This window comes from Bdellovibrio sp. HCB209 (assembly GCF_047306065.1).
Taxonomy (GTDB): domain Bacteria; phylum Bdellovibrionota; class Bdellovibrionia; order Bdellovibrionales; family Bdellovibrionaceae; genus Bdellovibrio.
Genome location: NZ_CP178618.1, coordinates 2,695,049 through 2,716,618, shown reverse-complemented (window position 1 = coordinate 2,716,618; position 21,570 = coordinate 2,695,049). Strand labels below are relative to the sequence as shown.

Genomic DNA, 21,570 nt, shown 5'->3' with positions numbered 1-21,570 from the left:
AGAGGAAAAAATCAGGGTCATGACGAACCTTGTCGTGTCAGATTTTTTTCCTGTTGTTGCGAAGCATGATATCTCTCAATATGAACGAATAAGGAGCCACGATGGCCAAAGCTAAATCTCGTCCCGTTAAATCTAAAACACTCAAATCAATCGTTGAAAAAGAGTATATCGTTGTCGATGAAAAGGCCGGTTTGATCTTTGAAAACGAACAGGACTTATTTGGCTATTTTAAGGGCGCGATTGATAAGTTCCAAGAGCAGTATAAATCCCTAAGAACATCTGATGACTTTACCGATGATGATCAGATCGCACGCGAAAATTATTTGGAGTCCACATTGGATGATCCAGATGAAGTTTGGGTCGATATGAAGTTTATCGAAGATTATCCGGTTTATTACTTCATCCGTGAGTTCGAAGAGGGCGCGACGGCTTTCAAGTACATCGCCATTGCTTACATGGCCGAAGATGAAGAATTCCCGACATTTGTGTTTATGCATTTCCCAACGCGTGATCCTAACGTTTGGCACAATTACCAAAAAGAAGAAATGGCTTACGACCGCAACTATGCAGAAGCATCAGCGGGTGCCATCGAAGGTGATGCCATGCTTGAGGGAGATCCTTTAGCCGTGGGTCTTTACCAAGCCATGATGAAAGTGCGTACGGATAAAGATATTCCTCAGGACAAATTCCAGGATTTTGCAGATTTACGTGAAGACACGATCGAATCTGCTGACGAGATCTGGCGCAAGACAGACACGGAAGGTCATGTCCTGGTCAGTTTCATTAAGGAATATCCAGATCATGAAACGAAAGACTTGGTTTATGTCGCTGTCACTCAAGAGGACGACGAAACCAATGTGCACTCCTTGCTTTTCTCTTTCCCGACAAATGATGAAGCATTAGTGGATCGTTATCGTCAGGGAGAAAACCTACAGGCTGAGGAAGTAAGCCAGGAGTCATCACACTAAACCAATGATCTGGCCTTACATCATCCTGTCCTATATTAGTTTGTTCGTTTTCGGTCTGAGCGATAATGTGCGAGGACCTTTGTTTCCCGAGATTATGAAAGAATTTGCTGTGAACGATTCCATGGGATCATGGATGTTCGCGCTGAGTTCGGTTTCGGGATTTCTTTCCAGTTACATGACTCGCCATCTTTTGCGTCGCTTTGATCGCTTGAATGTGATGCGCGGGGGATGCACGGCTCTGATTATTTCTTTGATCGGGTTGGCGACGGCACCTCATTTCTATGTATTCTTATTTTTCTCGTTGGCCTTTGGGATGAGCCTGGGGATTTTGGGTTTGATTCCCAATGTCCTGGTTCCGCTGGGCTCCAGTGAAGGGCGTAAACAGCAGCTCTTGTCGGGGCTTCATGCCATGTATGGTGTTGCGAGCTTTTGCTCTCCGTTGATTGCAGCCTCTGTTGAACATTTCACCGGAAGCTGGCGTTGGACTTTCGGTATTATCACTTTGGTGCCGTTGGGACTGCTGATTTATACCTTCCATGGCAGCCACAGCGATCTTCATAAAAAGACTGATTTCGTAGCTGAAAACCACAAGCTCAACAAAGCTCGTAACTTTAAGCCTCAGATCTTTTTGGCATTCATGGTGAGCTTTTGTGTGTGCGCGGAAATCATGGTCTCTTCACGCTTAGCTTTATTCATGCGCAGAACGATGGATTACGACATGGAGCATGCGAGTCTTTATGTGACGTACTTTTTCGTAGGCATGCTGGTAGGGCGTTCCTTGTTCGCATTGATTAAACTGCCATTCAGTCTGCGCACGCAATTATCTGGAGCTTTGGTTTTAAGTGCGGTCAGTATTTATCTGGGTGTTCATTGGCATCCGATCTTTTTGCCGATCACTGGCTTTACAGTGGCGCCTTTTTATCCTTTAGCGATCACTTGGATCTCGACGAAATTTCCTACGGATTTAGACTCAGCGGTATCCTATATGATGGCGACGGATTCGATGATGTTGGTGGGGATGCACTTATTGATCGGTTATCTGACGGATACGCAGGGGATTGGTTATGCCATGCTGTTGCTTGGGCCGATTTATTGTTTGCTGTCATTCTTTTTGGTTAATTCCTACGAATACTTTTTTGAACGGCACCAGCCTCAGGACGATAGCAATATCGCTTAAAAGGAAAAACGCCAACTGCGGGGGGACACGGTTGGCGTTTTGTTTTTGGGGGTTATGCTAAATTAGAAGCAGTAGTTTTGAGCCATGCCTTGATATTGCGAGCTCGTGTAACCAGTGCTTTTATAAGTATAGAACGGGTGAAGTTTTTGTAGAACCGCTGCGCGAGTCACTCCTGTAGACTCAGTCGCATAAGCATTTGGGTTTGCTGCGAACAAGGGAAGCAAGCTGTTCACTTCGTTGATCGCTTTGTTTGTAGAAGTATTGTAAACAGTCACTTTCAAAACATCGAACTCACCGCCGGAGTCTTTAAGATTTGCCAAGACAATCACACGGCCAAAGAAAGATGTTGGGCTTGAGTAACCCATTGAAAGCGCCATTGCAGAGATATCAGTCCATTTGATGGAAGTACCCCAGTTCGTAATAAATTTTTTAGTTTGAGTATCGTAAAGAGCTACCGGAACAGCTGCTGAATCCAAGTACACTGAACCATTTGCATTCGCTAACCATTTCCACATAGAGATATAAGAAGTGCCAGAGGAGAAATCTGTCGGAAGAGCTGTGAGTTTTACCCACACTAGATCCATGCGGTAGTTGTTACCTTCTGTGTAAGCCATTTGCTTTACAGAAAGATTTGTACCAGCAGTTGAGTTACAAACAGCAAGGGCTTTGCGATCAGCATCTGTCACTGAGGAAGTGGCTTCGCGGCTTGCAAAGTCTGTTGATTGTGCACCAGAAGAACCGCAACCGGAAAGTAGCGCTAATCCTGCAACCAAGAAACCTGCCATCAAACCATTTTTCAAAGTGAATGTGTTCATAAAGCCCCCTTGCACACTGTTCACTTACCTATTAAGCAACCGGGATGCCATATATCACTCTGGAACGTGGGTTATTTCTTAGGCAAAACAACTGGTTACGGGAGGGGAAAAGGGGAGTTGGGCTTGGTCTCAAATCGGTGCGCAGAACGTGACGGAAAAGGGCTTACACAAATCGTCTTCGTTCGGTGGGCCTTTCGTTATTTGAATCAAGTCGAGACGGTCTTTCTACCCGCAATCGGCATAGGGGGAACTCCCCTCAGCATTCCGCGACACGGCGTCGTGCCTCACCGTCGCCGGCTTTCGCCGGTTCGCGCATCCTGCGCCGACGGAGGTCGCTGCATGCAGAGGGGAGTTCCCCCTATGTCGATTGCTGGAGAATGGTTTTTGGATTGATTTAAATTAGAAAGGCCAACCTTGGTGGTTGGCCTTTTGGGAAATTCGGTTTTTAAAGTTTTCTTTGGAAATTGGTTTTTTGGTTAAATCACTTTTTACTGTGCGCAACGGTAGTCTGCTGAGTATGAACCGTTTGGCAGAGTTGACGTGAATGTTACGATCTTGCCGCTGACTGAGTAACCTGAGGAGATGACTGCGCCAGAGGAAGATTTAAGTGTAAAGTCGATTTTGCCGTCGTTGTCGGAGTCGATTGGGATACATTGCAATGAGATGGATCTTGTTAGAGATACAGCTGCATTACCGGCGTTAGATAAGATGGATGTATAGTCAGATGCGCACACTGAACCCACGATACCGCCAGTAATGTTGGCTAGTGATGTTAGGGTTGGAGCGTAAGCTGCTGTTGAGCATGATGCATCGGATGGAGCTTTTACGATGGAGTCTACCATCATTACTTTTTCTCCGCCGAACTTAGATTGTACGAAGCTTACTAGGTTTGCAGGCACGGATTTTTTAGTGTCTGCTGCGCTTGATGGACATTGGCCGTTACTGCATTCGTCTTCGTCTGAGATCACTACGATTACTAGGTTTGAGTTTTGACGGAAGAAACCTGCGTTTTCGGATCTTTCCATGGCGCGGTAGATATTATTGATAGGGCGTTCGTCACCGCTACCGTTGGCGCCGACTTTGATGGCTTCAGCTAGAGCTGTTTGTGCAGCTGAGTCTGAAACATCGCCTTTTTTAAGGAAGATTTGATTCAACATGGGACGGAATTGTCCGTCACCCCAAGGTTGATTAACTTTGCTTGAATCTAATGTATTCACGCGTGGATCTGTTGTTGTTAGAGCCACTTGCCAGTTCAGGCCTGATACCAAGTTCATGAAACCATTGATCTTAGAAGACATGTTGGCTTGCTCTTCTAACATTGATGGGGAGTTATCCACCACAAAGAGGATATCGATATTGGCGTTCTCTTTAATATCGAAGTTTTGTGATAGACCACGTGAAGGGATCACGGTGTCCGTTGCATCAGAAGTAGACGATGCCATTGTGGACTGTGAGAAACTCATGTCCTGTGGAGCACACGCGGATAAAGCAGCTAGTGAGAGAATCGAGATGAATGCATTTGTCTTTTTCATATTAACCCCTATGTCTTGGAGTCACTGCATTGGATATGCCAAGTGAGGTGGGCTTAAAAACGTCGCCGTTGTATAGTAGACTAACACTGTAAAAAGTCTGGTTAACATTCTCGAAAATTCTCAGCTTTTTGCATCAGTGAAACGTGCGAGAGTGAGACGAGCACTTTGTTTTCACTAGGAATATCAACGGGGAACTATCAATGTCTTAACATAAGAATGAAAATCGCGATGCGGCCGTGTCTCATTGTGGCTCTTCATCGCGATTTTTCTTTACCAACGTTATCTGCTGGTTTGGATTTCTAAAATTTATTGTTTACTTTATTTGCGATTTTATCAGGTCATCATCGCTTACTAGGGACCACGTCTTGCCGTTGTTCTCAGAACGCAGAAGTGCGTTGTTGAGGTACGGTGAAACAAAGGAAGGTTTCCCAGCTTCGTCTGTTACCTTGTACGGTGGATACGGTCGCATGTTGCTGTATTCAACATAGATGTTGTCTTTGCGATCGATCGCCATCACTTGATACCAGTGAGTGTATTCTGAAGCATTTGGGTACACCAAGATACGAGATGGATTCCAATTGAATGTTTTCTTTTTTCTGTCGAATTTACCGCTTTGGTAAACGAGTGCGCCGAAGTACTCAAAATCGAAAATCTTCTTATCATGCACCCATTGACGATAAACGCTGTGAACGGTGTCGTTCCCATCAATCATCATCGAAATATATGTTTGGCCGCCGCCAGTCCACATCGGGGAGCTATAATTGCTCTTGTAACCCACATCGGCTGTATTCATTGGAGTCTCAGGACTCCATGAAGCAATTGAATCCGGTTTCAAGGAATACGTGGAAGTGAAGTGGGAGCCGTGACCGCCGTTGACGACGATCAAGTTGCCATCCCATGTACGTACGATGCCAGGTTGGTTGTGAGTGTCATTGACCGGCCATGTTTTTAAGATCGGCTTTTTAGAAACCTTCTTAGTTTTCATGTCGTACTCAGCAATCCAAATCTGCGAGTAGGGATTGTTCTGATTGTCGGGCTTAGGCATGATCGGGTTGCCACGCTGATCCAGCTTTGGAACAAAGTCACGGTTCGCTTCAAGCCAAGTTACAAAGTACTTGTTGCCGGAGCGGATGATTTTTGTCGTCGAGCCACTGCGGTAGCCGATCTCTTGGGCGCTTAAGCTGATCAACACGGGTTTTTCAGCTACTAGTTTTCCGCGAGAGTCCTTAGAGATAGGTTGTAGATATAATTTTCCTACCGTGCCAAGCCAAGAATAGTTTGTTTTATCAAACCCCGGTAACTTGCCGTCGCTCAAGAAATAGAGCATTGCTGGAGGACTTTGCAGGGGAGCGCGATTGTAAGGGCGCTCTAAATCATAAAGCATTGGCAGTGGGCAGTCGTTGGTGCCAAGCACTCTGAATACACACGCCGTATCTTTAGTTCCTACGAGAGGAAGAGCGGACCAATTGAGTCCTCTGTCGTCAGAGTACATCATCACGTAAGATGTGTCTTTGTTGAACACCGTCGTCTTCATGCGAAGGATCGTGTACATGCGGTCATTCTTATCGAAGACCGCCATTTTCGGATCCCACAAAATGTCTTGCTTGGATTGTAAAATCAGATCTGCAGTTTTTTCTGCATATAGTGGCAATAGCACGCCAGTCATGAACGGGAAGTGTGTCCATGAGTTTTGACTCAAAGTCTGAAAGCCATTAGTGACGGGAACAGTTTGCTCTCTGTCATGATAACGGAAGTACGGACGATTTTTAGAGTCAAATGCTGGAGCGGAGACAGAGTAGCCCGGATGCCATTTGAAAGAATGTCTTTCGTGGAAAGGCTCGATGTAATTGTCGGCCTCTTCCAAAGTTTTAAAATGGCTATATTTTTTAGGATCAGGCAATACCTTCAACTTCAAAGTTTCGAATTCAACTTTGTTGGAGCTTGCTAAATCTCTGATTTCTATTTTTTTTGGGCGAGGAGCTTTGTCGTATACCTTGCCAACAATGTAACCCATGAATAAGGCAATGCCGATGCTTGCCGCTGTATATCTCGCTTTACTCACGTCCAAATCTCCCAATAGATATCTATCAGTCTATTTTGAACGATTTTGCGAAATAAATCCCCCTCAAATAGCTTTGAGGGGGTCTAGTTATTATTCATTTGTCGTGTTGGATTCAATCAACCGTACGGTTAGATTGTAGACCGAATCACTCTCTGTGGGTGCTTCTAGCTCTTTAGCTAGCTGCTCTTGGAAGGTTTTAATCTTCTCGAGCGCATGAGCGTATTGCTCCCGTTTGATCTGAATCGCTAGATGTGCGCCTTCAGAGAGACCACTAAGGTCTCGAGTTTCAATCGTCGCCATCAACTCAGTCCGAGCCTTCACACGACGTAAAGCCATCTCTTTCATTACAGCGCTACGCGCATGTTCTGAGAGTGCTAAGTCGATAAAGTACTCTTTCTCAGGTTGAGACAGATTCAGTCTTTCAGCCAGATTGATTGCTCTAGCTTCGGACAGTCCCATCTTACGATTCAGAATTTCGCTGAGTCGTGAAGAGGGCATTTCCAAATCTCTGGCAAATGCTCTGAGTGAGTAAGACGGATTCTTTTTCTGACGTCTTTCGAGTTCGCGTAAAATAAAGTCCCGATAGTTGTGCATGACTACCTAGCCTTTGGTTAGAATTTCCCCTAAAAACCATTTTGCGAGTTTCCGCGAAAAATCTCCAATTTATTTTTGCGTTCGGCTTATCTTGAGCCGACCACTTGAGTTTTCTGAAGTCATTGGAATTCATAGCGAAAATACCGCGTGACGGTTTAGACAGCTGTCAACTTTGCACACACTTTCTAAGGAGCTTCGGACTCATCATCACGTGCGAAAATTGGGGAATACACAGAAAAACCGTCGCGGGTCCACCATTGACCCTTCGATTTTAGGTCCTGCCATGTACCGAAATGATAGTTATAGCGCACGAAGCGCAGGAATTTCGGTGAATGTCCGTCGAAGGGATCGTGCTTAAAGAACTCTTTCATCTCGGGAGATTCATCAAACATGCGAGTGACAAGATTCTGCAGCCACATGTTTTCATTGAAACTCTCTAGAGCGGCAAACCACATTTGCCAGTCTAAGCGCGGTTGAAAGGGAGCGATAAAAGTAGGGGCTCGGTTGAGTTTTGTGGGTTTGTGTTTGAATTCGTACTCAACCCACGTTTCGCCATCATTGCTACCCTCAAGAACTAATTCCGGGCGAGTCTTTGTCATGACGGCAAAAAGGCCATAGGGATTGGTGATTTTAAAGGGAAATAAGAAACGCATCCAAGGGAGCATGAAATCTAAGACCTTGGTTTTTTCAAAGATCGTCTTAAATATCCAAAATAAATTTCCTGGAACCAATACGACTAATGCGATCACCGCGATTTCTGTTGAAACTCCAATTGGCCGGATCCAGCTGGTGTCCGTGAAAACCCAGAAATCGTCAGCGATAGTGGAGAGCGCGAGGCCGATTGTGATCAAATTAAAAAATGCAAAATTTCCTGTTAGGACAATCAAAATTTGCAGGCCTACTAAAAGCAGTGCTCCCGCAAAGGCGATTTTTCCTGGAGACAAAATAAAGAAGGGCACAAAGATCTCAACCATAAACATCAAGCCACAGCTTATTTTATGAAACCATAAAGGAGCTTTATCGATAAACCACGCGATGGGATTCGGCAGCGGTTGTGACCAGTAATGAAAGCGCAGGGCCGAAAGATTTTTCCAGTCAGGATCTTTATTGGTGATTTTGACGATTCCTGAAGAAAACATAAGCTTAAACAAAAGCAACCACACCAAGGCCATCACCATTGGATGAATTTCGTACGCTTGAAATGGAATCCATTCAAGGGCGAAGGGAGCAAAGAAGAGTGCGATGAAGCCTGTTTCTAGCAGCAGGTTGTCCCATTGGTAAGAGAGGAAAACTTGGCCCGTGCTTGAGAAAGACAAATATAAAAGCCAACACAGTAGCAGCATCCACGACTGGCTGAATCCAAGGAAGGCCAACGTCGAAGCAAGCATTCCCACAAGGCAAGCGGCCTTTAAAACAAAATCACCTGAGGCAAACCAGAATAGGGAAGGAAAATGACGAAAGCGCGAAACGCCGAGCTCTTTATCCAGAATATTTAAAAGATGATCGATCGAAAGAACTCCACGTGATCCGTAGAGTCCCAAGACTTGAGTGGACAAAGAAAGAAACGCAATAAAGTAGGTGAGGGATAGGGTCTTTGAGATCACCCAACTCGCAATGAGGTAATGATTCAAAAGACCCTCCTGGGTTATGCTTCGCCGACTTCAACCCACGTGATACCATCACCACCATTTTCTGGAGATCCGGCTTTCCATTTTTTGACATAAACGGAGCGAGACAAGTAAGTGCGTACGGCTTTTTTCAAAGCCTCAGTGCCGTGACCGTGAATAACTTTAAGACGATCTTCACGAGTTGTCGCTGCTCTGTCTAAGGCAAGCTCAAGTTCTTCCAGAGCTTCTTCGACAGTTTTGCCGCGCAAATCTAAGGTGCGATCATCATCCGCCATAGCTACCGACACGCCGCCAGATTTACGCACCAACTGTGATGTCGGATTTTGAGGTTTGCCAGGTAAACGCAGATCTTGCCAATTTACTTGCAGACGTACAGAACCCGATAGGATCAACAGGTCGCCCTTGTTGTTCGGTGCACTTTGCACGATACCGTCTTGGTTCAATGTAGGAACAAACACCTTTGCACCAGGAGGGAATTTTTTAGCAAATTCCTCTGCTGTTTGCGGAGCTCCTGGTTGAACCGTAGGTTTTGCTTTTACGATCTCCGGCAACTGGTACTTGATCTCTTGCAAAGCTGCGTGACGTTTGAATGTCTCAGCAACTTTAGCTTGAGCGATGGCCTCTTCGACTTTGCGCTCGGCTTTTTTCAGAGTTCTTTGTAGCCATTCTTCTTTGTCTTTATTGAATTGGGCTAGCAAACCTTCGTACTTATTTTTAGTTTCAACAGCCTTTTTGGTTTCTTTGCGAAGATGGTCTTGTAAAATCGCGATGTCACTTTTTAGACGTTCGATTTGTTCAAGGCCTTCAAGGCGCGCGCGAGTGGCTGGAGCTAACACGTCCATGGCACGTTGTACGATGGATTGAGCAACGCCCACGCGTTTCGCTGTTTGAATCGCCAAAGAGTCACCGGGAATACCAGCAAGGAACTGATACGTTGGACGACCCGTTTTAGGATCGTACTCCATGCTTCCGTTCAGCACGCGGCTTTCTTCATCCCAGCCCGCTTTCAAAGGTCCTAAGTGAGATGTCACAACTGCAAAGACATTGTTCGCAGAGAATTCTTCGATGAAGGCGCGCGCTAAGGCACTTCCTTCCTCGGGATCTGTTGATCCGCAGATCTCATCGATGAGGATTAGATTTTGGTGACCTTTGACTGCTGCAGCCTTGCCCAGAATTTTTAAGTGAGCCGCGAACGTAGAAAGCTCTTCGTCAACACTTTGACTGTCACCGATACCGATTAAGACATCTTTAAAGAATGGAATACGCGATGTTTCGCTGGCGCAGATCGGAAGACCACATCTTGCCATTTGAGCGGCAAGGCCGATCGATTTTAGCAATACAGTTTTACCACCGGCATTGGGACCGCTTAATAGCAAAATACTTTTTTTCTCATCCAGAAGAACTGTATTGGAAACAACGTTCTTGCCGCTTAATTGTAGCAGGGGATGGCGAACTTCGATCAGCTCCATCGCATCGGTACTGAATTCGATGGCGTGTCCGGTGATCTGATTTGTGAACTGGGCTTGAGAGAAGCGTAGATCGCCCTCTTCCATCAAGATGCGTGTGCTTTCAATATCGGTTGATTGAGACGACAGATAGTGGGAAAGCTCAGTTAGAAGTCTTTCGATTTCGTCTTCAATCTCGGCCTCAACTTGGCGCAGGCGATTGTTTGTGGGAATTACTTTTTCTGGTTCGACGAAAACGGTTTGCTTACTTTGAGAAGCTCCGTGGATCACCCCTGGAAGTTTACTCTGCATTCCCGCGCGCACCGGAAGAACCCAACGGCCTTCACGAGTCGTTACGAATTTATCTTGGATCACAGATTCCATCTGATGATCTTTAACCAAGCGATCTAAAGTAGATTGAACTTCGCGAGCGAGGCGCTCTTTTTCCTTAAACAGGTTGTAAAGCTTTTCGCTGGCGTCGGAACGGATGTCGCCACCCGGAGTGAGGATTTGATCGATGGCAGACAAAGGCTCTTCAGCATCCATGATGCTGTCGTGAATGCGTTTTGCCCATTTATTGTTTTCAAGAGGCTCCAAGGCTTCTTTAAGTGCTAAGGCCTCAATGCAAAAACTGCGAACGTCTTTGATCTCTAAAGTTTTTAGAACCGCTTTCTTTTTTAAGCGCGCAATCCACGTGGAGTACAAATCCAAACTTTGCATGTAGGGACGCACACCTTGATTCAAAACCTCGGTCGCATCTGAAATTTCTTGGAAGCTGATGTAGGCTTCCTCTGCCGAAGCTAGAGGTTTGATATCAAGGATTGCTTCACGTGCGATATCGCTGGTCGCATGCGATTTAATTTTTTCTAGAATTTCAATCCAATCAAGGACGACGAGATCTTGCATGAAGGGCTCCAATTAGAACAATGCCAGTAAGCGCGAGTAAAAGAACAATCCAATCATAGTGACCCCATTTTACATAAGCAGTCACCGGGGCGTCCTTGCGGTATTTTACAGTAAATTGCCCCGCCCATTCTTGATGAAGTGGGGATTTTTGTTGAAGGTCACCGTTGGCCCAAATCACCGTGCTGATGCCAGTGTTGGTCGAACGGATGAGCGGGCGGCGAGTTTCAATGCCTCTCGCCAGTGTCATGTACATATGCTGAAGTGGTTCAGAAGGTTGGCCGAACCAAGAGTCGTTCGTGACGTTCACTAAAATGTCGGACTTGTCTGCAATCAATCCGCGCGAGAATTGTGGGTCCAGCCCCTCGTAGCAGATCTGACCGCCCAAACGAATCGGCTCTCCCTTGTGGTTCCAAGAAATGGCGTGAGGACCTTTGCCGCGACCAAAATTCGAAATAAATGGAAGCCACTTGAGAAGAATCGGGAATTTTTCACTGAGAGGCAGGTACTCGCCGAAAGCCAAAAGGTTGGTTTTCAAATAAGGCGCATCGAGGTTGTTGCCTCGGCCATCAATAAGAAACAGAGCGTTGAAAGTCGCCTCATCACGGTGGGCATCCAAAACGGGACTGCGTGAGTAAGCGCCCGTTAGAATCGGGCGATCCAAAGTGGCCATCCCTTGGGCAAGCATTTGCGTGTGCTTGCGACCCAAAAGACGTTGATCCAAATAATCGGGGAAGGCTGTTTCCGGCCAAACAAACAAATCTGTATCAGGGTATTTTGCAAAAGCGTCCATCGTCATGGCAGTGAACTTGCGTGTGATGAACTCTTGTGCGCCACGGCCTTGCTCCGCCTGAATTTTATCGGAGTTGCCGATGTTGGCTTGGATGACGGTGGTTTTGAATTCTTGGTCAAAGTGGTCCCAAGGGGCTTTGTGGTAAGCGCCTCCGGCGATCAAAAATACGATGACGGCAATGAAGGCCGCCAAATGCAGTCCGGCTTGTTGGCGTGAAGTTTTGAATTTCAGCCAAATTGTTGTCGCCCAGGCGTTGAAAATCAGAATAAGTGCCGATAGGCCCGCAAAGCCAATCACGTCGGCCCATTGATAAGCCGGGATGTGGGCTCCTAAAAGAGTGTATCCGAGGTGCCAGTCAAAAATAACCGGCCATGTTCTTTCCAAAAGCGCATGGAGCAAGGCAATCGTGAATAGAGTTTGGATTCGCGAAAGCTGAAAACGGCGCTGCAACCATACTCCCACGGCGGCTGCCGTTGGAATGTAGAGATGCATGAAAGCACAAAATAGTAGCAAAGCTGCGATGGAAACCGACCACGGCATCGCTCCGAACACGTGAGCTGTGTAGGCAATCCAATGAAAACCAATGGCAGTCAGCAAAAACTGCGTGACCCAGCCACTCCAAAAAGCCTTTTTTACAGAGGGAGAATTGCCTTCTGTGATGGAAAACCACAAAGGTGCATAACAAAAAAGGAGTGCCCAAGGTGGGAACGGAATGTAGCTTGTGCCAACTAAAATCCCAGAGAGTAATGCCCAACGTAATTCGTAGGCTTTGTGCTTGAATAATTGTGCGGCTTTCTTCATCATGGTATTAGTAACACAAAGAGTGAGTGAGTCCACGTGAAATTCAAAGTCAGATGTCCGTCATGCGCTAAGTTGTACGAAGTTGCGAGTGAAGATCTTCACTCGGACACTCCTGTATTTCAGTGCATGTCCTGTGAAAATCGTTTCGGCTTTGAGAACCCTCCAGTGGATGCGGCGAATGTCGTCACTTTCTTGGTTCCAGCTCCAGCTGTCGAGGCTCGCGCCAATGTGCAGCAAAACTCTGAAGACATCTTTGCGTCCGTGATGGCGGCTGCTTCTGAGGCGGTTGTGGCGTCTGAGCCAACGGCTCATCAAGTTCAGAATCAGGAAATGAAGTCTTGCCCGAAATGTGGGGCTTTGAACGGTCGCCGTGCTCAAGAATGTTATTCTTGCCACGTTTTATTCGAACGGTTAGAGGGCTTGCCACAAGATCCTAATTTGCGTGCCCAACCAAGCTTGGTGCGTAAGTGGAAAAATATTTTAGAAAATTTTGAAGATGAAAATTTGCACGAAGCTTTTATTAAGAGCTGTGCTGAATTGGATGCGCTTCGTTTTGCAACGATGAAGTACGAAGAGATCAAGGCCGCTCAAGGCGGGGATGCTCTTTGTGATCAAATGCTTGCGCGTATCAACAGCATTATGATGGTGGGGATTTCCCAAAAGCCAACGATGAAGGTTAAAAATCCTGCTCATGCAGATCGTCCGAAATGGATGAAGTGGGTTTACATCGGTCCGTTTGCTTTGAGTGCTTTGTTGATCCTGTGGGGCTTGTTAAGCCTTGGTCACCGCAACTTGGTCGGAGTGGGCGTGGCCCTGTCGTGCATGGCGGTTGGATTGATCGTCATGGTTCGCGGTCGTTTGTCTTTGTCTGATTTTATGGATTAATTGGTTTATATTTTGGAATTGAAAAAGGCAGTCTTTCGACTGCCTTTTTTTATTTGCGCATTTTTTCGTAGGCGAGTTGGTATTCGTTGTTAAATCTTTCGATATCTTGAACGCTTAGTTTATTTTTTGTCACTGCGTACTGATTTGGTTTTAAATATCGAGCGGGATTTCCGACGTACGTTTTGATAGGTTCAATTTTACTTTTCTTAGTGATGACGGTACCCATGCCAAGCATGGCGTAATGACCGATTACGCTGTATTGATGAATCGAAACATTAAGACCGATATTAGCGCCGTCAAGAATTACGCAGTGGCCACCCATTGCAGAGTTGCCTGAGATCGTGACGTTATTGCCAACGATGCAGTCGTGGGCCACATAACAAGCGTGGAGGAGGCTTACTCCGTTACCGATTGTGGTGTTTGTGGTAGTGCCTGAGTTTACCGTCGCGTATTCACGGATGATGCAATCGTTGCCGATCACTACTGATTTATAAGAGCCAGTCCAAAAATCACGATGTTCAGGGGGAGTGCCAATCGAGCAGTGTGCTTCCAGACGGTTGTTGTTACCAATTTGTACATCTTTACCGATGATGCAGTAAGGGCCAATGTAGTTTCCCTCACCAAGAACAACGCTATCGTCGATCACGGCGGTCGGGTGAATATAATTGGCGTGCTTAAGGTTTCTTAGGTTTGAAATAGACAAACTGTTCTCCTGCATACAGTTTCTCAAAGTACTGACTTTTTGCAAAGTTACTTGAGTATTCTTTAGAAACGGCAAGGCAAAAGTCTAACTGGGGATTTGTTTCCTTAATGCGATCTTCGAAAGAAGTTATCCAGGGAGTGACCTCAAGTTTAAGTACGTTGTTTATAAACTGGCCATAGGTGCCTAGTGCTTTGTTCAGCCCAACTAATTCACGGAGTCCATCTGATTTGAGTTCCAACGAATAGAGGTCATAATTAATAAGTAACGCATTATAGCTTGATAGTTTACTAAGTGATGCTTCTGCCCCGAAAGCGGGTATTGCATAGGTTGTAGATTGGGTGCAGTCGGTCTTTAAAATTTCGTTCTGAAGTGTTCTCGCTATTTGGTATTCGGAGTTGTTAAACGATGAGTGTTGTTCGAAGTAATGTGAACTAGAAGAGCTCCAAAGGGTGTCTGAAGATATCATAAAGTATAATATACAACAGGTTAGAATTTTACCTCTTCGACTGTAAAAAATAGGAATTTTGATAAATAGATAAGGCAGTAAGATATAGGCAAATGAAGATAGTTTTACACCGTAATAGCTCGGGTTATAAAACCGAGAAGTAAATAGAAGTAAAACTGTAGAGTAAGTTGAAAAAATGAAAGTTGTGACTGCTAGTTTTTTGTCGAATTTCCAAATTCTCGTGCCAAATAATAGAAAAAAGCCAACAACTCCTAACCAAGGAATTAATGACGACACGAATGCCCCCATGAGGGCGCCTCGATTCAAAGGAATGGCCGCCATAGCGAGCCATAGGGGAATTGCGATGACGAACAAGTAAATGAATAATCTTTGACGTGTAAAAAGCAGAATGGGGATAAACCAAATCAGAGAGTCCGGATAGGAAAAAAATGCGTATAGGATGAACGGCCATGCCAGTCTTCCGTAGTTACGGGAAAATAAGTATATTCCTAATGCAATTAACGACTGAGATAGTAGTAGAGAATAGAATCCGGCATCTACGGATTTTGTAAAGTAGTTGTAATAAATTGGAAAAAAAAGAAATCCTGCAATTAAAAGATCAGCCCGATTTTCTTTTCGCCAGTTGTCTAACGTAATAAAAATAAATACCAAGAAGATGATCAGAAGAGACATATCATTGATCAAAGCGTAGGCGCCAGGTCTTGGTACTCCGATTGTCTCGAGGACCCATGATAAAGAGTGGAATCCTAATATTCCATGATAAATTGGTAAATACTTTGATGTGGCGTGCACGCCGACTTTGTCCTGAGTTAGGGATGGAAATAGGTCGTTATTCCAAAGGTGCTCGCTTATGTTGAGGTGGGCACTATAGTCGCCACCGGACGAGTTTACCCCCGAGTCGGCGGACAGGTATCGTGATTTGAAGAAGCAACAAAGTATAATGATGCAAAATGCGGGGATTATTATCTTTAAGGTGGATTTCATTTTCTTAGTCTAAGCCTTAAGAAGAATAAGGGCTTGATCATAGACCACCAATCAAGGACAGGGCGAATTTTGCTCGTGCGATTTTTTTCAAGATGCGAATACTTGATAGTTACCGGAACCTCGCAAATACGTAGGTTTTGATCGCAAGCCCAATAGTGGATATAGTATTCGAGTTCGTATCGAGACAGCCATTCTTGATGGATGTTGCATGATCCATTAAATAGAAAATCAATTTTATAACAACGAAAGCCACACGTTATATCTGAAAATTTTCTTCTCAAAAGCATTGTGCAGATAAATGAAAATATTGGAATAGATAAGCGACGGAAATTGGAAAGTCCGGGGGAGTCTCCACCGATTAGAAAGCGACTGCCAGTAACATAGTCAGCCTTGTCTTGAAGAATTGGTGTTACTATTGTGGGTATTTCGGCTGGAATCATTTTTCCATTCGAAGACATGATTAGAACACAATCATATCCTTTAGATTTTGCATGGTCTATTCCCGTACGAATAGCGGCTCCTACGCCTTGATTATTTTGATGTCTTATTACGGTGAATCCCAAATTTTCAGCTATTATATGTGATCTATCTGTTGAGCCGTCATCAACTAGAATTGAGTGCTGATTGGGCCAATAGGACGACAAGGAAACGAGAAATTTTTCAATTTCTCGTTCTTGATTGTAGTTAACGATAATTAGAAGAATTGATGGCTGTGTTTGCATAATAGGATTATTGCAGACGAAAGCGACCTTCTCTATCAGGAAGAATGAAACAGCCTAAAGTCGAGTGTATTTAGAAGTTGTCTCCGTCGCTGGCTTTGGTGCCGATACGACTAGGTTTTGGCTTCCCGCCAATAGCATTGATTAGTGAGCGACCAAAAGTGCTGACTTCATTGGCTGCTCTACCGGCTGGTGCTTCATTGGGATCGGCTCCTAGCTTTTGCATGCTGTCGACGTTCACGGTAACGACTCCAGAGGCTGATACGCCCTGGTCTAAAATCGTTAGAGCTTTGTAGAGATTAAGCTGACGTGATGTACGAGTTTTTGAGGCAAGCTGAGTTTGTGCATCACCTGTTGATAGGATGTACTTTTTAACATCAGTTGCGGTGAAGGCCTGTTTGTTCGCCATAACCAGAACTGCGGCACCTGTAACAAAGGCTGTAGCTTGAGATGTCCCAGTCATATAACCGTAAGAGTTACCAGGCAGGCAAGACAGAATGTTTTGGCCTGGAGCTGCGATATCAACAGTTTCAACTCCATAGTTTGAAGAATTCAAAACCTGAGTTGAAGGGTCAATAGCAGTTACAGAGATGATGTTCTTTAATTTATAGTCGGCAGGGTAGTAATGATGTTGATCTGAGTTCGATCGCTCATTCCCAGCAGCTGCGACGAAAAGAATTCCGCTTTTCTCGGCTTCTTGAACGGCATCATGTTCTTCCTGAGAGAACTCTGTACCACCACCGGAATAATTGATGATCTTAGCGCCCATTTTTACGGCGTATCTAATAGCAGCAACTGTGTTTTTCAAGTTATCTGTATTCGGAACTTTCGGGTCATAGTATTTTAGAACCATGATGCTGACTTCCGGAGAGATACCTGTGATCCCTTTACCATTGCCAGCTTCAGCACCAATGATACCCGCAATATGAGTACCGTGTCCGTGATTGTCATCGAGCTTATTGTTGTTAGAAACAAAGTTCCAACCATTCACATCGTCAACGAAACCGTTACCATCGTCATCAATACCATTCGTCGCTTTGTTACGACCTTTGGAATCAAGACCTGACTCGCCTGGGTTGATCCAAAGGTTCTTATCCAAGTCTTCGTGGTTAGCGTCAATACCTGTGTCGATCACAGCAACCACAATGTCTTTGCTCCCACGAGTTACAGACCAGGCGCGAGCGGCGTCAGATTTTTTCAAACCCCAAGCTTGGCTGATAGCAGGATCGTTGAAGAGAGCACTCGGCTCATCTTCAACTTTGTCTGTTTGTGATGTGATCGTAGAGTTTTCAAAAAGACGTCCGTCTTTCTTATTGAATTTACTAGAGCTTTGCGAACGGGAAGGGGATGTGCTGTCTGAAATATATAGATAAGCCCCGAGGCCTCCAAAGAAGATCACGCCGACAGCACCTGATGCTAACAACCACTTGCGAGAAAACATGAAAAGTTCCCCTTTTCTACACTTGGCTTATCGGCAGATTTCAGTCGAGGTGTAGTAGAAAGAAGCGTCTCGAAGTGAGACAATTAAAGGCAGGTCCAGCATCGCCGATGAGGTGAATATGAAAAAGTCACTCGTTGTAACGTTCATCGTGTTTCTAGCTGCATGCTCAAATGATCTAGGTTCTGGCTCTGCCGATTTCGGTAGTTTGAGCCAAGACGTTACCTATCATGATCTTCAAGAAGGATTGCTGACGGACGACGGGGATAGTTTGTCTATTTATAATAAGATCTTTTTAAAAGCAGATGGATCTCAGTTTAGCTATCAGTCTGTGCGGTATGTGAATGGAACTCCCACAAAATGTGAAATGACCGGCTCATGGGATGTTGAGGGGGGTGATGTTACCTCTTCCGGAGAAAACGAAATGGTGGCTTCAGTAACGGGCGGGACTGTGTCCCCAAAAACGATTCGTTTCCCTCTTCGAGAAGTCAATTTCAACACATTAAAACTGCAATTAAATTCAGGTGATTCGACGGCTACGGATTTAACGAATGTAGATCTGACTCCGCTGCAAGTTCCTGACTACAGTTCAGCAGGAACTTCAACGGATTGTGATTGGCCTTAACTATTTTTTAAAGCTTAGTAACTCTTCCGGAAACTTGATCGCCTGCGGAGCATGAAGTAGGCGATTGTAGAAAACATAATTTCTCATCGTAAGTTTGATGTACGCACGAGTTTCTTCGTAAGGAACTTCTTCGATAAATTCCACAGCATCGGGTCTGAAGCGAGTTTTCATCCATCCACGAATTGCGGAGTCATTCGCGTTGTATCCAGAAACCGCAAGAATGTACTGACTATTGTACTTCTTCATCAAAGTTTTTAGTTCAAATGCTCCAAGGGGAATATTGATCTCCGGTTTATAAAGATCCAAAGCCTCTTTGTATTCCAGGCCATATGTGTTCGCTAGATTCTTAGATACGCTTGGTAAAAGCTGCATCAAACCAAATGCATCTACAGGGCTGCGAGCTTCCGGATCGAACGCAGATTCTTGGCGAATGATAGAGTAAATAAACTCTTGCGGGATGCCGCTTTTTTGAGAAGCACCTGCTACGATGTCGCCGTATGGCTGTGGGAATAAAAGATCAGGATGATCATTTAACAAACGGTCTTTAACTTCGGGCTGAAGTGAGCCGAGAGTTGAAAACAGCGGCATATAAAGACCCGCGCGAGCGTATGCTGAGAACATCGTTAGCCATGTCTTTTCAGAAGTGATATTTGCTTTTTTCAAGTCCTCCGAAGCTTGGTTCAGAGCTTTCTCCGCGAACGGCTTTTCGTTGACGGCAATAAGCCATTCAATTTGCAGGCGCAATCGGCCTTGCAGCTCATCTACATTCAGCAAAGACGCGTTTCCGCTTTCTTGTGCATTCGCTTTGATCACAGGATATTCGCGATTCATTTCACGATAGGCAAGGACGCCATAGTAACCAAGAGGATCTTCTTTGATCAGACTCTCAAGTTCAGCTGTCGCCTCAGTGGTCTTATTTAGATTTTTGTAAGCACGCGCCAACCAGAATTTTGCTTTGGCTTTGTCAGAAGCGTCTTTAACTGTATCGCGCATTTGTAGAAGGCTCGTTGCAGCCTCATCATAGCGTTGCAGTTTGTAGTAGTTCCAAGATTTCAACCACGCGAGTTTATCACGCAAGCCACCTTGGCTGACGGGTTGTTTGTAGCTTTCTTCGTAAAACTCTAAAGCTTTCTCGAACTGACCTTTTTCTTCAGCAATTCGGCCTTGAATAAAATAAACCTCGTCCATCGGGTATAGTCCCTTTAAAAGACGATTTGTTTCATTCAAAGTCTTGGATGCCATCGTGCCTTGATCTTCAGTCCACAAAGTGCGAGCCAAAAGAACCATCGAATCATGATAGCGAGCTATGGTTTTGCGATCTTTTTTATTAGCGCGATATTGCTTTTGAGCCGTGTTCACTAGTTCGGAAGTTGCATTGATGTATTCTTGGCGACGTTGAGCCACCTTGTAAGTCATGCGGATATTTTTAGTAGCTTGGAATTTGTCATCCGCAGAAGCGTCTTTAGAAGATAGAATTTTTCTGTAAGTCGCAAGGGCTTGATCGAACTCGCGATGGAAACGATGGTCCATGGCGACATTGCTAAGTTCTTTAAATGCTGGAGATGGGTTCAGGCGGGGAGAGTTTTTATAAAGCTCCGCTTGAGTCAAAGCCTCATACTCTTGAGACTCTAATTTTTTAGCGAAGGACAATGCCTTCAAAAGGTAGTCTTCCTTTTTCTTTTTATTACTTTCAACAGCAGCTTTCTCAAAGTAGGCCGTGAAGTCGTCTTTTAAATCCGTAGTCTCCGCAGACTCTTTCAAACGAATGTCAGCAAAAAGAACTGAGTACCAAGGATTGATGCTTTCCGGAAGAACGTTGAGTTGTTCTCCAGCTGGGCAGGTTTCATAGGCACGAAGCAGAGCAAGATCTTTTAAAGGAAAGTCTTGAGTGGCTGAAAGCTGCTTGAAGTTCGCACAAGACTTCTGAGTATAAAGTCGAATCCATTCTGGATTGTCTTGTGGGATAAGGCGTTTTTCAAAGCGGGTGTCTTGATGCGAAGTTGTCGTACAACCCATTAGAACTGATAAAAATGAAAGGGCGATAATTAAACGAGGCATGAAGTAAGCTTAAGCCCGTTCATGCCTCGGTTGCAAAGGAATAGAAAATTACAGACGAGTGCCGCGTTGAAGAGTTTCGATACGAACTTCAAGCGGTGGGTGAGTCATAAACAGTCCAGCCAAACCACCTTTGTCGCGGTTGGAGATCATTAGCGTCGCAGTCTGACCTTCTTCCGGTGGAATTGGTAGGTCATAAACTGAGCGAAGCTTTTGAAGAGCGGCGATCATATTCTCACGAGATGAGTATTTCGCACCACCAGCATCCGCGCGGAACTCTCTTTTGCGAGAGTAGTAGTTAACCACGATTGAACCCAGCATAGTGAAGGCGATATCGCCCAAGATCACAACACCGAAGTGTACGATGCCACGTAGTTTTTCATCCACGTTCTGTGCCACAAGGTTTGCAAGGATACGGGAGAAGAACATCGCAAAGGCATTAACGATACCTTGGATCAACGTCATAGTAACCATGTCGCCATTGGCAATATGGGCTACTTCGTGGGCAAGGACACCTTCAACTTCTTTTTCGTTCATACGTTGCAAAAGACCTGTAGAAACAGCAACTAGTGAATTGCTTTTCGAAGGTCCTGTTGCAAAGGCATTGATGTCGGCAGATTCATAAATACCTACTTCAGGCATTTTAGGAAGTTTAGCGCGACGAGAAAGCTCATGCACTGTTGTTACAAGTGCGCGAAGTTGTGGGTTCGGATTGTTTGTTTCAATGATTTGAACGCCGTGGAACATCTTTGCCATCCATTTGGACATAAGCAAAGAAATGAACGCGCCACCCATACCCCAAACAGCACAGAACACCATCATGAATGGGACGTAGCCATTAAGTTTATCAAGGCCGAACACGCGGCTGATTATTGACCAAACGATACCGATGGTCACGATCACCATAAGATTCGTTAGAATGAATAATCCGATTCTTTTTAGAAAAGACATTTTTAACTCCTTTAAGAGACACCTTA

17 protein-coding genes are annotated in these 21,570 nt (G+C 45.0%); 4 read left to right on the top strand and 13 right to left on the bottom strand.

Going from position 1 to position 21,570, the window contains the following annotated elements:
* Positions 1-101: 101 nt before the first annotated feature.
* Both ACLVWP_RS13185 and ACLVWP_RS13180 read left to right on the top strand, forming a co-directional pair.
* Complete coding sequence (locus tag ACLVWP_RS13185; protein WP_413557842.1) at positions 102-968, top strand: PBECR2 nuclease fold domain-containing protein; 867 nt, start codon at positions 102-104, stop codon at positions 966-968.
* A 4-nt stretch (positions 969-972) separates the two neighbouring features.
* Positions 973-2,145 (top strand): MFS transporter, encoded by a 1,173-nt coding sequence (locus ACLVWP_RS13180; RefSeq protein ID WP_413557840.1) that lies wholly within the window; start codon positions 973-975, stop codon positions 2,143-2,145.
* A gap of 62 nt (positions 2,146-2,207) precedes the next feature.
* Here ACLVWP_RS13180 and ACLVWP_RS13175 read toward each other — a convergent pair whose 3' ends face one another.
* The 7 genes from ACLVWP_RS13175 to lnt all read right to left on the bottom strand — a co-directional run bounded on the left by ACLVWP_RS13175 (position 2,208) and on the right by lnt (position 12,721).
* Positions 2,208-2,960: a hypothetical protein gene (locus ACLVWP_RS13175; protein WP_413557838.1), complete on the bottom strand. Its 753-nt coding sequence runs from the start codon at positions 2,958-2,960 to the stop codon at positions 2,208-2,210.
* A 488-nt stretch (positions 2,961-3,448) separates the two neighbouring features.
* A complete protein-coding gene (locus ACLVWP_RS13170; protein WP_413557837.1) occupies positions 3,449-4,492 on the bottom strand; it encodes a hypothetical protein in 1,044 nt (347 codons plus the stop codon).
* A 313-nt stretch (positions 4,493-4,805) separates the two neighbouring features.
* Positions 4,806-6,554, bottom strand: coding sequence for a hypothetical protein (locus tag ACLVWP_RS13165; protein WP_413557836.1), 1,749 nt, complete (start codon positions 6,552-6,554; stop codon positions 4,806-4,808).
* A gap of 90 nt (positions 6,555-6,644) precedes the next feature.
* A complete protein-coding gene (locus ACLVWP_RS13160) occupies positions 6,645-7,052 on the bottom strand; it encodes a hypothetical protein (protein WP_413557834.1) in 408 nt (135 codons plus the stop codon).
* A 281-nt stretch (positions 7,053-7,333) separates the two neighbouring features.
* A complete protein-coding gene (locus ACLVWP_RS13155; protein ID WP_413557833.1) occupies positions 7,334-8,779 on the bottom strand; it encodes a lipase maturation factor family protein in 1,446 nt (481 codons plus the stop codon).
* 14 nt (positions 8,780-8,793) lie between these two features.
* The gene (locus ACLVWP_RS13150; protein WP_413557831.1) at positions 8,794-11,127 is read right to left on the bottom strand and encodes an endonuclease MutS2; all 2,334 of its coding nucleotides are present in this window, start codon (positions 11,125-11,127) and stop codon (positions 8,794-8,796) included.
* A complete protein-coding gene (gene lnt / locus ACLVWP_RS13145; protein WP_413557830.1) occupies positions 11,105-12,721 on the bottom strand; it encodes an apolipoprotein N-acyltransferase in 1,617 nt (538 codons plus the stop codon). Before lnt ends, ACLVWP_RS13150 begins: the two co-directional genes overlap by 23 nt.
* A gap of 33 nt (positions 12,722-12,754) precedes the next feature.
* Here lnt and ACLVWP_RS13140 point away from each other — a divergent pair, with 33 nt between their 5' ends.
* Entirely contained in the window at positions 12,755-13,603 is an 849-nt protein-coding gene (locus ACLVWP_RS13140) for a hypothetical protein (RefSeq protein ID WP_413557828.1), read from the top strand.
* A gap of 49 nt (positions 13,604-13,652) precedes the next feature.
* Here the strand turns inward: ACLVWP_RS13140 and ACLVWP_RS13135 are convergent, their stop codons facing one another.
* The 4 genes from ACLVWP_RS13135 to ACLVWP_RS13120 form a co-directional block, all read right to left on the bottom strand.
* Positions 13,653-14,306 (bottom strand): UDP-N-acetylglucosamine acyltransferase, encoded by a 654-nt coding sequence (locus ACLVWP_RS13135; RefSeq protein ID WP_413557827.1) that lies wholly within the window; start codon positions 14,304-14,306, stop codon positions 13,653-13,655.
* Positions 14,278-15,444, bottom strand: a complete 1,167-nt coding sequence (locus ACLVWP_RS13130; RefSeq protein WP_413557825.1) for a hypothetical protein — start codon at positions 15,442-15,444, stop codon at positions 14,278-14,280. The genes ACLVWP_RS13135 and ACLVWP_RS13130 overlap by 29 nt, the downstream gene beginning before the upstream one ends.
* A 308-nt stretch (positions 15,445-15,752) precedes the next feature.
* Positions 15,753-16,478 (bottom strand): glycosyltransferase family 2 protein, encoded by a 726-nt coding sequence (locus ACLVWP_RS13125; protein ID WP_413557824.1) that lies wholly within the window; start codon positions 16,476-16,478, stop codon positions 15,753-15,755.
* Positions 16,479-16,548: 70 nt separating this feature from the next.
* Complete coding sequence (locus ACLVWP_RS13120; RefSeq protein WP_413557823.1) at positions 16,549-17,916, bottom strand: S8 family peptidase; 1,368 nt, start codon at positions 17,914-17,916, stop codon at positions 16,549-16,551.
* A 118-nt stretch (positions 17,917-18,034) separates the two neighbouring features.
* Here ACLVWP_RS13120 and ACLVWP_RS13115 point away from each other — a divergent pair, with 118 nt between their 5' ends.
* On the top strand, positions 18,035-18,538 hold the full coding sequence (locus ACLVWP_RS13115) for a hypothetical protein (protein WP_413557822.1): 504 nt from the start codon (positions 18,035-18,037) through the stop codon (positions 18,536-18,538).
* Here ACLVWP_RS13115 and ACLVWP_RS13110 read toward each other — a convergent pair whose 3' ends face one another.
* Both ACLVWP_RS13110 and htpX read right to left on the bottom strand, forming a co-directional pair.
* Entirely contained in the window at positions 18,539-20,596 is a 2,058-nt protein-coding gene (locus tag ACLVWP_RS13110; RefSeq protein ID WP_413557820.1) for a transglycosylase SLT domain-containing protein, read from the bottom strand.
* Between the two features lie 48 nt (positions 20,597-20,644).
* Positions 20,645-21,544, bottom strand: a complete 900-nt coding sequence (htpX, locus tag ACLVWP_RS13105; RefSeq protein WP_413557818.1) for a protease HtpX — start codon at positions 21,542-21,544, stop codon at positions 20,645-20,647.
* Between the last annotated feature and the right edge of the window lie 26 nt (positions 21,545-21,570).